The sequence below is a fragment of the Micromonospora aridisoli genome, assembly GCF_056150025.1.
Genome location: NZ_JAXCFK010000011.1, coordinates 211,031 through 225,719 on the forward strand (window position 1 = coordinate 211,031; position 14,689 = coordinate 225,719).

Sequence of the window (14,689 nt, forward strand, 5' to 3'; positions counted from 1 at the left end):
CACCGCCCCACACACTACGCGTTGTCGTTTTGGCTGCCCGGGCGACCCGGTAACGGTGCCAGTCGTCACACCGGCGGGCGGCGGCGCGGCCCGACGGTGGCTGAACCGTGGAGCGGACCCGAAACGTACAGACCAGCATGCTGAGATCCTCGGGCGCACGTTTAGCCGCGCTCGATAGGGTCACCAGTGAGGGTTCCGCCCATCTCGCCGAGGAGCACAAACCACCGTGGCTGCCAACCGACCCGCGCACCCCGCACTTGACTGGTCCGATCTCGACCGCCGTGCCGTGGACACCGTCCGCGTACTGGCCATGGACGCCGTGGAGAAATCCGGCAACGGCCACCCGGGCACCGCGATGAGCCTCGCCCCCGCGGCGTACCTGCTGTTCAACCGGGTGATGCGGCACAACCCCGCCGATCCGAACTGGCCCGGCCGGGACCGCTTCGTGCTCTCCGCGGGCCACTCCAGCCTGACGCTCTACATCCAGCTCTTCCTCGCCGGCTACCCGCTGAGCCTGGACGACCTCAAGTCGCTGCGGCAGTGGGGCTCGCTCACCCCGGGTCACCCGGAGCACGGGCACACCCCGGGCGTCGAAACCACCACCGGCCCGCTCGGGCAGGGCCTGGGCAACGCCGTCGGCATGGCGATGGCGGCGCGCCGCGAGCGCGGCCTGTTCGACCCGGAGGCCGAGGCCGGCGAGTCCGCCTTCGACCACCACATCTGGTGCATCGCCTCCGACGGCGACATCCAGGAGGGCATCAGCCACGAGGCCAGCGCGCTGGCCGGGCACCAGCAGCTGGGCAACCTCTGCGTGATCTACGACGACAACGAGATCTCGATCGAGGACGACACCCGCATCGCGATGAGCGACGACGTGGCGGCCCGCTACACCGCGTACGGCTGGCACGTGCAGACGGTCGACTGGCGGCGCGGTGACGCCGAGCAGGGCGACTACCACGAGAACGTCGAGGAGCTCTACGAGGCGCTGCTGGCCGCCCGGGCCGAGACCGCCCGACCGTCGTTCATCGCACTGCGCACCATCATCGGCTGGCCGGCACCGAACAAGCAGAACACCGGCAAGATCCACGGTTCGGCGCTGGGCGCCGACGAGGTGGCCGCCACCAAGGAGGTCCTCGGCTTCGATCCGGCCGGATCGTTCGAGGTCACCGAGGAGGTGCTCGCGCACACCCGGGCGGCGCTGCGCCGCGGCGAGGCCGAGCAGCAGGAGTGGACGACCGCCTTCGACGCGTGGTCGCAGGCCAACCCGGAGCGCCGCGCGCTCTACGACCGGCTGGCCGGTCGGACGCTGCCCGACGGCTGGACCGACGCGCTGCCCGAGTTCCCCGCCGACGCCAAGGGTGTCGCCACCCGCGCCGCCTCCGGCAAGGTGCTGGCCGCGCTCGCGCCGGTGCTGCCCGAGCTGTGGGGCGGCTCCGCGGACCTGGCCGAGAGCAACAACACCACGATGAAGGGTGAGCCCTCCTTCGTCCCCAGCCAGTACGCCACCAAGGAGTTCCCCGGCCACGAGTACGGCCGCACCCTGCACTTCGGCATCCGCGAGCACGCCATGGGCGCCATCCTCAACGGCATCGCCCTGCACGGCGGCACCCGCCCGTACGGCGGCACCTTCCTGGTGTTCAGCGACTACATGCGGCCCTCCGTGCGGTTGGCCGCGCTGATGAAGCTGCCGGTGGTCTACGTCTGGACGCACGACTCCATCGGCCTCGGCGAGGACGGCCCGACCCACCAGCCGGTGGAGCACCTGACCGCGCTGCGGGCCATCCCCGGCCTGGACGTGGTCCGCCCCGCCGACGCCAACGAGACGGCCTGGGCCTGGCGGCAGGCGCTGGAGCACACCGACCGGCCGACCGCGCTGGCGCTGAGCCGGCAGGCGCTGCCGACGCTGGACCGCTCGCAGCTGGGCGGTGCCGAGGGGGTCGCCAAGGGCGGGTACGTGCTGGCCGAGGCGTCCAACGGCAAGCCCCAGGTGATCATCATCGGCACCGGATCCGAGGTGCAGCTCTGCCTCACCGCCCGGGAGCGGCTGGAGGCCGACGGCACCCCGACCCGGGTCGTGTCGATGCCCTGCCAGGAGTGGTTCCACGAGCAGGACGAGGCGTACCGGGAGTCGGTGCTGCCGCGCGGGGTAAAGGCCCGGGTGAGCGTGGAGGCGGGCATCGCGATGTCCTGGCGCGGGATCGTCGGTGACTGCGGCGAGAGCGTCAGCCTGGAGCACTACGGCGCGAGTGCCCCGCACTCCGTGCTCTTCGAGCAGTTCGGCTTCACCCCGGACCGGATCGTCGCCGCCGCGCACGCGGCGCTGAGCCGGGTCGGCGACATCACCGGTTTCACGACCGGCAACTGAGGGAGGCGTTGGCGCACATGACGACCGACAGGCTGGGCGAGCTGACCGCCGCGGGAGTGGCGGTCTGGCTCGACGATCTTTCCCGGGTACGACTGAACTCCGGTGGGCTGGACCAGCTGCGCCGGGACAAGCACGTCGCGGGGGTGACCACCAACCCGACGATCTTCGCGAAGGCGTTGAGCGACGCCGACGAGTACGACTGGCAGCTGCGGGACCTGGCCGCGCGGGGCGTCGACGTGGAAGAGGCCGTCCGCATGCTCACCACGTACGACGTGCGGTGGGCCTGCGACGTGATGCGCCCGTCGTACGACGCCAGCGGCGGAGTCGACGGCCGGGTCTCCATCGAGGTGGATCCGCGGCTGGCCCACGACTCGCAGCGCACCGTGGCCGAGGCCAAGGCGCTGTGGTGGCTGGTCGACCGGCCGAACCTGTTCATCAAGATCCCGGCGACCGAGGCCGGTCTGCCGGCGATCACCGCCGCGCTGGCCGAGGGGATCAGCGTCAACGTGACGCTCATCTTCGGGCTGGACCGCTACTCGCAGGTGATGGAGGCGTTCCTGGCCGGCCTGGAGCAGGCGAAGGCGAACGGGCACGACCTGAGCACGATCGGTTCGGTGGCCTCGTTCTTCGTCTCCCGGGTCGACACCGAGGTCGACGCCCGGCTGGAGAAGATCGGCTCCGACGGGGCCAAGGCGCTGCGTGGCAAGGCGGCGGTGGCCAACGCCCGGTTGGCGTACGAGCGCTACAGCCAGGTCTTCGGCACCGACCGGTGGCGGGCGCTGGCCGACGCCGGTGCACACCCGCAGCGGCCGCTGTGGGCCTCCACCTCGACGAAGAACCCGGACTACCGGGACGTCATCTACGTCGAGGAGCTGATCGCGCCCGGCACGGTCAACACCATGCCGGAACCGGTCATCCACGCGTACGCCGAGCACGGCGAGACCCACCCGGACACCGTCACCGGCGCGTACGACGACGCCCGGAAGGTCTTCGCCGCCCTGGAGTCGGTGGGCGTGGACCTGGCCGACGTGATCGCCACCCTGGAGCGGGAGGGCGTGGAGAAGTTCGAGGCGAGCTGGCACGAACTGCTCGACGGCGTCCGCAAGTCGCTGGCCGCCGCCGGCAAGGGCAGCGGGCACCCGGGCGACGCCGCCCGTGACAACGCCGACGCCGCCGCCCGCGCCGGAGGAAATGCGTGACGGTGCCGTCCGGCAGCACCCACGCCGCCACCTGGACCAGGTGGCGGCGTGGGTGAGCGGTGGTATCCGAGTGATTCGCAGGTGGACGGCCTTTCGCAGCGAACCGGTACGGTCGACGTTGATCTACCGGTACCCGAACCCCCGTACTCCTTCAGGGAGTCACCGGCGACTCCGGCCGGTCGGGAACGCCCGCATCGGCACCTGCCCCGGTGCCCAGCCGGGCCGGCCCGGCCGCCCGGCGCGGCGGCACGGGTGGCCGCGGGCATGACGATGGACGACGTGGACGAGCGGAGCGAGGAGGCAGCGTGAACCCGCTGCGCGACCCGCAGGACCGGCGACTGCCGCGGATCCCGGAGCCGTGTGCTCTGGTGATCTTCGGGGTGACCGGTGACCTGGCCCAGAAGAAGCTGCTACCTGCGGTCTACGACCTGGCCAACCGGGGGCTGCTGCCGCCCGGCTTCGTGGTCGTCGGTTTCGCCCGGCGGGACTGGGGCGACGGCGATTTCGCTTCGCTGGCCCGCGAGGCGGCCAGGGCACACGCCCGGACACCGTGGCGGGAGGAGGTGTGGTCGCGACTCGAACACAACATCAAGTTCGTCGGTGGCTCGTTCGACGACGACACCGCCTTCGACAACCTCGCGCGCTGCCTGGAGGGCCTGCGCGACAGCCACGGCATCCACGGCAACGCGGCGTTCTACTTCTCCATCCCGCCGGCGGCCTTCCCGGTGGTGCTCAAGCAGCTGGCCCGCACCGGCATGGCCGACAACGAGAAGTGCGGCGGATGGCGCCGGGTGGTGGTGGAGAAGCCGTTCGGCAACGACCTGCCCTCCGCCAAGGCGCTCAACGACCTGGTCGACGACGTCTTCACCCGGCAGGACGTCTTCCGCATCGACCACTACCTGGGCAAGGAGACGGTCCAGAACATCCTCGCCCTGCGCTTCGCCAACAGCCTGTTCGAGCCGCTGTGGAACTCGCAGTACGTCGACTCGGTGCAGATCACCATGGCCGAGGACGTCGGGATCGGCAGCCGGGCCGGCTTCTACGACTCGGTCGGCACCGCCCGCGACGTGTTGCAGAATCACCTGCTGCAGCTGCTCGCCCTGGTGGCGATGGAGGAACCGACCAGCTTCGACGCCGACGAGATCCGGGCCGAGAAGCTCAAGGTGCTCAAGGCCATCACGCTGCCGAAGGACGTCACGCAGGGCACGGTACGCGGCCAGTACCTGCCGGGCTGGGTCGGCGGCCAGCGGGCCAAGGGCTACCTTGAGGAAGACGGTGTCCCGTCGACCTCGACCACCGAGACCTACGTGGCGGTGCGGCTCGGCATCCAGAACCGCCGGTGGGCGGAGGTGCCGTTCTACATCCGGGCCGGCAAGCGGCTGCCGCGACGGGTCACCGAGGTCGCGGTGATGTTCAAGAAGGCGCCACACCTGCCGTTCACCCCCGCCGACATGGAGATGCTCGGCAACAACCAGCTGGTGATCCGGGTCCAGCCGGACGAGGGCGTGGTGCTCAAGTTCGGCTCTAAGGTGCCCGGCACCACGATGGAGGTCCGCGACATCGCGATGGACTTCCAGTACGGCGAGGCGTTCACCGAGTCCAGCCCGGAGGCGTACGAACGGCTGGTGCTGGACGTGCTGATCGGCGACCGGACGCTGTTCCCGGACGCCGCCGAGGTCGAGCAGAGCTGGGCCGTGGTGGACCCGCTGGAGCACGCCTGGGAGGGCACCAAGCCCGAGCCCTACCGGGCCGGCGAGTGGGGCCCCCGGGCCGCCGACGAGATGCTGGCCCGCGAGGGCCGGGCCTGGCGGCGAGCGTGAGCGAACGATCCAGCGGGTTCAGCGGCACGACGCCGCGCGCCGTCGGTGCGCGAAGCGGGGCGGCGGCGCGCGGCGGGTACGGCGAGCGAAGCAGGAGGCTGCGTTGATCGGACTGTGGGACACCACCGGCAACGAGGTGGTCAAGGCACTCGCCGCGGAACGGCGTAGCGCGGGCGGGGTGGCCAGCGGCATGGCGCTGACCCTGATCGTGGTGGTGGACGAGAAGCGGGTCCGCGACGCGGAAGCGGCGGCCACGATCGCCGCCGCCGCGCATCCCTGCCGGCTGCTGGTGGTCGTCCGCTCCGACGTGGACCGGGACCGCAGCCGGCTCGACGCCGAGATCGTGGTCGGCGGGCGACTGGGCCCGTGCGAGGCGGTGGTGATGCGGATGTACGGGCGGCTGGCGTTGCACGCCGAGTCCGTGGTGATGCCGCTGCTGGTGCCGGACGTGCCGGTGGTGACCTGGTGGCACGGCGAACCGCCGGAGGAGATCGCCACCGACTTCCTCGGCGTGGTCGCCGACCGGCGCATCACCGACTCCGCGCAGGCCGCCGACCCGATCGCGGCGCTGCGGCAGCGGGCCCGCGACTACGCCTCCGGCGACACCGACCTCGCCTGGACCCGGATCACCCCGTGGCGCACCCTGGTGGCCGGCGCCTTCGACACCACGGAGGCGCAGCTGACCGAGGCGGCGATCGTCGCGCCGCCGAGCGACCCGACCGCCGCGCTGATGCGGGGCTGGCTGCGTAGCCGGCTCGGCATCAAGCCGCGCTGGGACCGGGCCCGGGAGTTTCCCCGGATGCGGGAGGTCCAGTTGCGCTGTGCCAACGGCGACGAGCTGACGCTGACCCGCGAGGACAGCGTGGCCACCTTCCGGCGTACCGGCCAGGAGGACCGGATCCTGCCACTGGTGCGCCGGCCGCTCGGCGACGAACTGGCCGAGGAACTGCGCCGGCTCGGCTCCGACCAGGTGTACGCGGAGGCGTTGGGCGCCTTCGCCGGACTGGCCAACCTGGATCGGCGCCCCAGCCAGCGGGTACACGTCTGGAAGGACCCGGCCACCGCTCAACGGGCCGAGGCCGGCGTCACGGCGCACGCCACGACCAACGCCGGCTCCTGACCCTCCCATCCCTCAGACCCGCACGACTCGGACCGCCCACGCGGTCGCGGAAGGACACCATGAGTGAGGCGAGTGTCGCCGTCCACGCCGACGCCGACCTGCTGGCGCAGGCGGTCGCGGCCCGGCTGGTGGTGCGACTGCTGGACGCACAGGCCGAACGTGGCCAGGCGTCGGTGGTGCTGACCGGCGGGCGGATCGCCGCGGCGGTCTACCGGGCGGTGGGCGAACTGCCCGCCCGGGACGCGGTCGATTGGTCCCGGGTCGACTTCTGGTGGGGCGACGAACGGTTCCTGCCCTCCGGTGACCCGGAGCGCAACGAGACACAGGCCCGCGCGGCCCTGCTCGACGCGCTGCCGGTGGACCCGGCCCGCGTCCACGCCATGCCACCCTCCGACGGCGGGGCCGACCCGGAGGAGGCCGCCGCCCGGTACGCGGCCGAACTCGCCCGGGCGGCCCGGCCCGGCACCGCTGTGCTGCCCCACTTCGACGTGCTGATGCTCGGCGTCGGCGAGGACGGGCACGTGGCCTCGGTCTTCCCGGAGCACCCGGTGCACTACGAGAGCCGGCCGGTGAGCGCGGTACGGGGCAGCCCGAAGCCACCGCCGGTACGCATCACCCTCACCCTTCCGGCGATCAACACCGCCGAGGAGGTGTGGCTGGTCGCCGCCGGCGGCGACAAGGCCCACGCGGTCGGCATGGCGTTGGCCGGCGCCGGCCCGGTGCAGGTGCCGGCCGCCGGCGTGCAGGGCACCGGGCGTACTCTCTGGCTGCTGGACCGCGCGGCGGCGGCCGACCTCCCGGCCCGTTTCCGCAGCCTGAGGTGAAAGGAAGGGCCCCCTTTTAACGCCTGATGAGGTGAAGGGGCCCCTTCTTAACACCTGCGGCCGTGCGAGTGCGATCGATCCGACTCAGCGTGTGCCGCGACGTCGGTGCAGGGCGGCGAGAGCCTCGGCGAGGATCGCCTCCCCCTCGGCGTCGGTGCGCCGCTCCTTCACGTACGCCAGATGGGTCTTGTACGGCTCGGCCCGGACCCGGCCGGGCGGATCCTGGGCGTCCTGGCCCGCGGGCAGCCCGCAGCGGGGGCAGTCCCAGACCGTCGGGGCCGCCACGTCGGCGACGATCCGGATGTCGGTGCGGTGCCCGTTGCGGCACCAGTAGCTGACCGACCGGCACGGGACCGGCTGGTGGCGTTCGGGGTGACGTGGGGGCGCGGACCCGACGCGGGCGCCCCGGATGACGTGGCCGTTCGGCACGGCGCTGACTCCTGTCGTCGGAGGGGACCGCCGTCGAGGGGTGGACGGCGGGCGACGCGGTGCAGCGGGTGAAACGGACTGCGCGCGGCCCGTCGGGTGACGGACCGCGCGCAGATTGTACGCCTCGGGGGTCGGCTCAGACGCCCGTACCCACCTCGAGCCGGAGCCAGAGACCGAGCCCGATGATACAGGCGAACCAGACAATGCCCACCAGAACGGTGTAGCGGTCCAGGTTCTTCTCGGCCACCGACGAGCCGGCCAGGCTGGAGCTGACGCCACCGCCGAACATGCTGGACAGACCACCGCCCTTGCCGCGGTGCAGCAGGATGAGCAGGACGAGCAGGAAGCTCGTGATGACCAGCAACACGATCAGCGTGTAGGCGAACCAGAGCGGCATGGCGGGGGTCAGTCCTCTCATTACGATCCTCGCCCGGGCAGTTCGGGCACGGCGGCACCGACCGGCGGACGGGCGGAGTCAAGGATAGCGAGCGATCAGCCGGTGATGTGCTCCGGGAACCGGCAGATCTTCGCGAACTCCTCGGCGTCCAGGCTGGCGCCGCCCACCAGGGCGCCGTCCACGTCCGGCTGAGCCATGATCGAGGCGACGTTCGACGACTTCACCGATCCGCCGTAGAGGATCCGCACACCGTCGGCCGTGCCCTGGTCGAGGGTGTCGGCCAGCCGCGCCCGCAGCGCGCCGCACACCTCCTGGGCGTCCTCCGGGGTGGCCGTCTTGCCGGTGCCGATCGCCCAGACCGGCTCGTACGCGACCACCACCCGGACGACCTGCTCCGGGCTGAGCCCCTTGAGGGCCGCGTCGAGCTGGTCGGTGCAGTGCGCCACGTGGGTGCCCTGCTCCCGGACGTCGAGCCCCTCCCCCACGCAGAGGATCGGGGTGAGCCCGTGGGTCAGCGCCGCCTGCACCTTGGCACCCACCAGCGCGTCGTCCTCGCGGTGGTACTGCCGCCGCTCGGAGTGCCCGACCACCACGTACGTGCAGCCGAGCTTGGCCAGCATCGCGCCGGAGATCTCCCCGGTGTACGCGCCGGAGGCGTGCGGCGACAGGTCCTGCGCGCCGTAGCCGATGAGCAGCTTGTCGCCCTCCACCACGGTCTGCACCGTGCGCAGGTCGGTGAACGGTGGCAGCACCACCGTCTCCACCTCGGCGAGCTGCTTCTCGGTGAGGCTGGCCGCCAGCTTCTGCACCAGCAGGTTCGCCTCGAGGTGGTTCAGGTTCATCTTCCAGTTGCCGGCCATCAACGGCCGGCGGGGGGCGCTCGCCATCAGTTCTCCAGGGCCGCGATGCCGGGGAGGGTCTTGCCCTCCAGGTACTCCAGGGAGGCGCCACCGCCGGTGGAGATGTGCCCGAAGGCCTTCTCGTCCAGCCCGAGCGCCCGCACCGCCGCGGCGGAGTCACCGCCACCGACCACGCTGAACGCGTCGGAGCCGGCGATCGCCTCGGCCACCCCGCGGGTGCCGTGCGCGAACGCGGCCATCTCGAACACGCCCATCGGGCCGTTCCAGAAGATCGTCCGGGCGTCCTTGAGCGCGGCGGCGAAGCCCGCCACCGTCTTCGGGCCGACGTCCAGCCCCACCCGCTTGCTGGGGATGCCGTCGGCCGGCACGGTGTCGTGCGCGGCGTCCGCGGCGAACGCGTCGGCGGCCACCACGTCGACCGGGAGCATGATCTTGCCCTCGGAACGCTCCAGCAGGTTGCGGCAGGTCTCCACCATCTCCGCCTCCAGCAGGGACGAGCCGACCTCGTGGCCCTGAGCCTTGAGGAAGGTGAAGCACATGCCGCCACCGATGAGCAGCCGGTCGACCTTCGGCAGCAGCGCCTCGATCACCGCGAGCTTGTCGGAGACCTTGGACCCGCCGAGCACCACCACGTACGGCCGCTCGGGGTCGCCGGTGAGCTGCGACAGCACCTCGACCTCGCGCAGCACCAGCCGGCCGGCGACGTGCGGCAGCCGGGCGGGCACGTCGTGGACGCTGGCGTGCTTGCGGTGCACCGCGCCGAACGCGTCGTCGACGTACGCGTCACCGAGGGCGGCGAGCTGGTCGGCGAAGGCACCCCGCTCGGCGTCGTCCTTACTGGTCTCCCCCTTGTTGAAGCGGAGATTCTCCAGCAGCGCCACCTCACCGTCGGCGAGGGCCGCCACCGTCGCCTGGGCGGACTCGCCGACCGTGTCGGTGGCGAAGTGCACCGCCGTGCCGAGCAGCTCACCGAGCCGCCCGGCGACCGGGGCGAGGCTGAACTGCGGGTCCGGCGCGCCCTTCGGCCGGCCCAGGTGGGAGCAGACGACCACCTTGGCGCCGGCCTCGGTCAGCGCACCGAGGGTCGGCAGCACCGCCCGGATCCGGCCGTCGTCCGTGATCGCGCCGGTCTGCTTGTCGAGGGGGACGTTCAGGTCGGCGCGCACCAGCACGCGCCGACCCGACACCCCCTCGGCGAGCAGGTCGTCGAGGGTACGGATGCTCACAGCGACGAACCAACCAGCTTGACCAGGTCCACGAGGCGGTTGGAGTAGCCCCACTCGTTGTCGTACCAGCCGACCACCTTGACCTGGTTGCCGATGACCTTGGTCAGCGGCGCGTCGAAGATGCACGACGCCGGGTCGGTCACGATGTCGGCGGAGACGATCGGGTCCTCGTTGTAGGTCAGGATGCCCCGCAGCGGACCCTCGGCGGCGGCCTTCAGCGCGGCGTTGACCTCGTCCACCGTGGTCTCCCGACCGACGGTGACGGTGAGGTCGGTGGCCGAGCCGGTCGGGATCGGCACCCGCAGCGCGTACCCGTCGAGCTTGCCCTTGAGGTCCGGCAGCACCAGGCCGATGGCCTTCGCGGCGCCCGTCGAGGTCGGCACGATGTTCAGCGCGGCGGCCCGGGCCCGGCGCAGGTCCTTGTGCGGCGCGTCCTGCAGGTTCTGGTCCTGGGTGTACGCGTGGATGGTGGTCATCAGGCCCTGCTGGATGCCGAACGTGTCGTGCAGGACCTTCGCCATCGGCGCCAGGCAGTTGGTGGTGCAGGAGGCGTTCGAGATGATGTTGTGGTTGGCCGGGTCGTACTGGCCGTCGTTGACGCCCATCACGACCGTGACGTCCTCGTTCTTCGCCGGAGCGGAGATGATGACCTTCTTGGCCCCGCCGTCGACGTGCGCCTTGGCCTTGGTGGCGTCGGTGAAGAAGCCGGTGGACTCGATGACCACGTCGACGCCCAGGTCGCCCCAGGGCAGCTTCGCCGGGTCCTTCTCGGCGTACGCCTTGATGGTCTTGCCACCGACGGTGATCTCGTCGGCGGTGGCCTTGACCTCCTGCGGGAGGCGGCCCAGGATGCTGTCGTACTTGAGCAGGTGGGCGAGCGTCGCGTTGTCGGTCAGGTCGTTGACGGCCACGACCTCGACGTCAGCGCCGGACGCCAGCACTGCCCGGAAGAAGTTGCGGCCGATCCGGCCGAAGCCGTTGATGCCAACCCGGATGGTCACAGGTCCCATCTCCTCGCGTTCTGGTCCGCCGGCGTGGAGACCCTCGGCCGGCGAAGTGGTGTGCGCCGACCGTTGGAGCCGGCCGTTGACGGTTCATCCCGGCCACCCCGTCGCGGTCCGAGGGACCTGACCGCCGTCGAGGCGGTGGATACGGCGGAGAGCCGGTGCCGGCCCCCTTGCCGTACGCAGCGACCATATCCGAGCGCACCGAGCCACGCTGCGCCGGGTGGTCGCCCCACCGTCCTATCAGACCACGAGCATGTCGGGCGTGACGGCCGCTTCGGTATCCGGGATGCCCAGGTCCCGGGCGCGCTTGTCGGCCAGCGCCAGCAGCCGCCGGATCCGTCCGGCGATGGCGTCCTTGGTCAGCGGCGGATCGGCCAGCGCACCCAGTTCCTCCAGGGACGCCTGCCGGTGCTCCAGCCGCAGCCGACCGGCCGAGGTCAGGTGCTCCGGCGCGTCGTCGGCGAGGATCTCCAACGCCCGGGTCACCCGGGCCGCGGCGGCGACCGCCGCCCGGGCCGACCGCCGCAGGTTGGCGTCGTCGAAGTTCGCCAGCCGGTTGGCCGTCGCCCGGACTTCGCGCCGGACCCGGCGCTCCTCCCAGGCCAGCACGCTGGAGTGGGCACCGATCCGGGTGAGCAGCGCGGCGATCGCGTCGCCGTCCTTGACCACCACCCGGTCGACGCCGCGTACCTCGCGGTTCTTGGCGGTGATGCCGATCCGCCGGGCCGCACCGACCAGCGCCAACGCCGACTCCGGGCCGGGGCAGGTGATCTCCAGGGCGCTGGAGCGGCCCGGCTCGGTCAACGAGCCGTGCGCCATGAAGGCACCCCGCCAGGCGGACACCGCGCAGCACACGCTGGCCGCGACGACGTGCGGCGGCAGGCCGCGTACGGGTCGACCGCGCACGTCGAGCAGCCCGGTCTGCCGGGCCAGGGCCTCGCCGTCCTTGACGACGCGGACGATGAAGTGGCTGCCCTTGCGCAACCCACCGGAGGCGAGCACATGGATCTCGCTCGGGTAGCCGTAGACCTCGGCGATCTCACGCCGCAGCCGGCGGGCCACCGCGCCGGTGTCGAGTTCGGCCTCCACCACCACCCGGCCGGAGACGATGTGCAGCCCACCGGCGAACCGCAGCAGCGCCGCCATCTCCGCCCGCCGGCAGCAGGGCTTGGGCACGTCGACCCGACTCAGCTCGTCCTTGACCGCAGCCGTCATCGCCATTGTGCGTCCCCTCACGGACCTGTTCCGGCGTGTCGCCGGAGATTACGTACGTGTCTAACGATCGGCGCCCAGTACGGGCACCAGGGCGGCGCCCAGAGCAGCCGGATCATGACGGGGAGTGCCGTCGTCGACCGCGACGGGGGCGAGGACCAGTCGGGCTCCCAGGGATTCTGCCGCACCGTGGACGGGTTCGGGGTCACCGACCGCCTTGGCGTCGGCGAGCACGAAGTCGACCGTCAGCTCCGGCAGGTACCAGCGCAGCGCCGCCAGGTGATCGGCGACGGAGAGCCCGAGGGTCTCCTTCTCGGCGGCCAGGTTCAGGGTGACCAGCCGCCGGGCCGGACTGGCCAGGATCGCCGCGGCCAACTGGGGCACCAGCAGGTGCGGTAGCACGCTGGTGTACCAGCTGCCCGGGCCGAAGATCAGCCAGTCGGCGGCGCCGATCGCGGCGACCGCCTCCGCGCACGCCGCGGGCGCCTGCGGGGTGAGTCGCAGCGACTCGACCCGTCCCGTGGTGACCGCGACCTGGTGCTGTCCCCGTACGGTGCACACCTCCTCGGGGCGTCCCGGGTCCGCGCCGCGTACCCGGGCCTCGATGTCGACCGGCTGGCGGGACATCGGCAGCACCCGGCCGACCGCGCCGAGCATCGCTCCGGCGTGCTCCAGCGCGGCCACCGGGTCGCCGAGTGACTCCATCAGGCCGCAGAGGACCAGATTGCCGACCGCGTGCCCGGCCAGCCCGTCACCCCGGCCAGCGACCGCCACCTCGGCGAACCGGTGCTGGAACAGCCCCGCGCTGCGTCGGGTGGCGGGATGGTCGCCGGCCAGCGCCACCAGCGCCTGCCGCAGGTCGCCGGGGGGCAGGCCGCCCCGTTCGGCGCGCAGTCGGCCGCTGGAACCGCCGTCGTCGCCGACGGTCACCACCGCCGTGATGTCCAGGTCGAGTTCGGGAGCGCAGCGGCGCAGCGCACGCAGCGAAGCGGAGAGGCCGTGCCCGCCGCCGAACGCCACCACCCGAATCGTCATTCCCGCCCCAGGTCCCGGTGCTGGGCGTTGGCGGCCAACCCGGAGCGGCGCAGCCGGGCCGCCAGCTCCTCCGCGATCGCCACGCTGCGGTGCTTGCCACCGGTGCAGCCGACCGCCACCGTCAGGTACCGCTTGCCCTCCCGCTCGAAGCCGGCGGTGGTGGCGTTCACCAGATCCGCGTACGCGTCGACGAAGGCGTCCGCGCCCTCCTGCCCCAGCACGTACGCGCTGACCGCCTCCTCCCGCCCGGTGTGCTCGCGCAGTTCCGGCACCCAGTACGGGTTCGGCAGGAATCGGGCGTCCATCACGAAGTCGGCGTCCGGCGGCAGGCCGTACTTGAACCCGAAGGAGATCACCGTCAGCCGCAACCGGCGGGCGTCCTCCCCGCCGAACAGCTCCTCGACCCGGCGGCGCAGCTGGTTGACGTTGAGGTGGCTGGTGTCGATGATCACGTCGGCCTGGTCGCGGGCCTCCTCCAGCAGCCCCCGCTCGACCGCGATGCCGTCGGCGAGCCGACCGTCGCCCTGCAACGGGTGCGAGCGTCGGACGCTCTCGAACCGGCGGATCAGCACCTCGTCGTCGGCATCGACGAAGACCACCCGGGGGGCGTAGCCACGCTCCTTCAACTCCCGGATCGCCTCGGCCAGATCGGTGGAGAAGGCCCGGGAGCGCACGTCCAGCACCATCGCGGTACGCCGGGCCGCCCCGCCCGCCTTCACCGCCAGCTCGGCCATGTCCAGCAGCAGCGCCTGCGGCAGGTTGTCGACGACGTAGAAGCCCACGTTCTCCAGCGCCCGGGCCACCGTGCTGCGCCCACCACCGGACAGCCCGGTGACCACGACCAGCGTGGTATCCGTCTCGGCGTGCTCACCCGGTACGCCCGCACGGTGACCGGTCGTGTGCGCCTCGCCCACCCGAAGAACCCCCCAGCCGCTACGCCCGGTCGATGCCGACCGGGCATGGTCAAGCAGCGACTCTAACGCGCCGTTCCCCGATCGGGCGGGGCGCACCGCCGCACGGCTCTGCCGGCGCTGGCCTGGCGAGGTTGGTGCGGATTCGAAGCTGTTAGGAGGGGGCCCCTGCTATACACCAGGCGTTAGGGCGTGTTTCATAAGTGGGTGCGGAGCCAGCTGTTGATGGCGGCGATGGTGATGGTGGCTTCGTAGCGGACGGCGAGTTTGTCGTAGCGGGTGGC

General features: G+C 72.0%; 13 protein-coding genes. 5 read left to right on the forward strand and 8 right to left on the reverse strand.

Going from position 1 to position 14,689, the window contains the following annotated elements; genetic code table 11:
• Positions 1–226: 226 nt before the first annotated feature.
• The 5 genes from tkt (at position 227) to pgl (ending at position 7,328) form a co-directional block, all read left to right on the forward strand.
• Positions 227–2,365 carry a transketolase gene (gene tkt / locus SM447_RS23030; protein WP_474574916.1) on the forward strand — a complete coding sequence of 713 codons (2,139 nt, stop codon included), beginning with the start codon at positions 227–229 and terminating at the stop codon, positions 2,363–2,365.
• Between the two features lie 17 nt (positions 2,366–2,382).
• Entirely contained in the window at positions 2,383–3,564 is a 1,182-nt protein-coding gene (gene tal, locus SM447_RS23035) for a transaldolase (protein WP_474574917.1), read from the forward strand.
• Between the two features lie 305 nt (positions 3,565–3,869).
• Positions 3,870–5,384 carry a glucose-6-phosphate dehydrogenase gene (gene zwf, locus SM447_RS23040; protein ID WP_474574918.1) on the forward strand — a complete coding sequence of 505 codons (1,515 nt, stop codon included), beginning with the start codon at positions 3,870–3,872 and terminating at the stop codon, positions 5,382–5,384.
• 103 nt (positions 5,385–5,487) lie between these two features.
• Positions 5,488–6,504, forward strand: a complete 1,017-nt coding sequence (locus SM447_RS23045; protein WP_474574919.1) for a glucose-6-phosphate dehydrogenase assembly protein OpcA — start codon at positions 5,488–5,490, stop codon at positions 6,502–6,504.
• A gap of 59 nt (positions 6,505–6,563) precedes the next feature.
• Positions 6,564–7,328 (forward strand): 6-phosphogluconolactonase, encoded by a 765-nt coding sequence (pgl, locus tag SM447_RS23050; RefSeq protein ID WP_474574920.1) that lies wholly within the window; start codon positions 6,564–6,566, stop codon positions 7,326–7,328.
• A gap of 84 nt (positions 7,329–7,412) precedes the next feature.
• Here pgl and SM447_RS23055 read toward each other — a convergent pair whose 3' ends face one another.
• From SM447_RS23055 to rapZ, 8 genes are all read right to left on the reverse strand, one after another.
• Positions 7,413–7,757 (reverse strand): RNA polymerase-binding protein RbpA, encoded by a 345-nt coding sequence (locus SM447_RS23055; RefSeq protein ID WP_474574921.1) that lies wholly within the window; start codon positions 7,755–7,757, stop codon positions 7,413–7,415.
• Positions 7,758–7,893: 136 nt separating this feature from the next.
• Complete coding sequence (secG, locus tag SM447_RS23060; RefSeq protein ID WP_474574943.1) at positions 7,894–8,154, reverse strand: preprotein translocase subunit SecG; 261 nt, start codon at positions 8,152–8,154, stop codon at positions 7,894–7,896.
• 95 nt (positions 8,155–8,249) lie between these two features.
• Positions 8,250–9,041 carry a triose-phosphate isomerase gene (gene tpiA, locus SM447_RS23065; protein WP_474574922.1) on the reverse strand — a complete coding sequence of 264 codons (792 nt, stop codon included), beginning with the start codon at positions 9,039–9,041 and terminating at the stop codon, positions 8,250–8,252.
• Positions 9,041–10,240, reverse strand: coding sequence for a phosphoglycerate kinase (locus tag SM447_RS23070; protein WP_474574923.1), 1,200 nt, complete (start codon positions 10,238–10,240; stop codon positions 9,041–9,043). The genes tpiA and SM447_RS23070 overlap by 1 nt, the downstream gene beginning before the upstream one ends.
• On the reverse strand, positions 10,237–11,241 hold the full coding sequence (gene gap, locus SM447_RS23075; protein ID WP_474574924.1) for a type I glyceraldehyde-3-phosphate dehydrogenase: 1,005 nt from the start codon (positions 11,239–11,241) through the stop codon (positions 10,237–10,239). Before gap ends, SM447_RS23070 begins: the two co-directional genes overlap by 4 nt.
• A 246-nt stretch (positions 11,242–11,487) precedes the next feature.
• The gene (whiA, locus tag SM447_RS23080; RefSeq protein WP_155218486.1) at positions 11,488–12,468 is read right to left on the reverse strand and encodes a DNA-binding protein WhiA; all 981 of its coding nucleotides are present in this window, start codon (positions 12,466–12,468) and stop codon (positions 11,488–11,490) included.
• A gap of 54 nt (positions 12,469–12,522) precedes the next feature.
• Positions 12,523–13,494, reverse strand: a complete 972-nt coding sequence (locus tag SM447_RS23085; RefSeq protein ID WP_474574925.1) for a gluconeogenesis factor YvcK family protein — start codon at positions 13,492–13,494, stop codon at positions 12,523–12,525.
• Complete coding sequence (rapZ, locus tag SM447_RS23090) at positions 13,491–14,408, reverse strand: RNase adapter RapZ (protein ID WP_387171671.1); 918 nt, start codon at positions 14,406–14,408, stop codon at positions 13,491–13,493. Before rapZ ends, SM447_RS23085 begins: the two co-directional genes overlap by 4 nt.
• Positions 14,409–14,689: the final 281 nt, after the last annotated feature.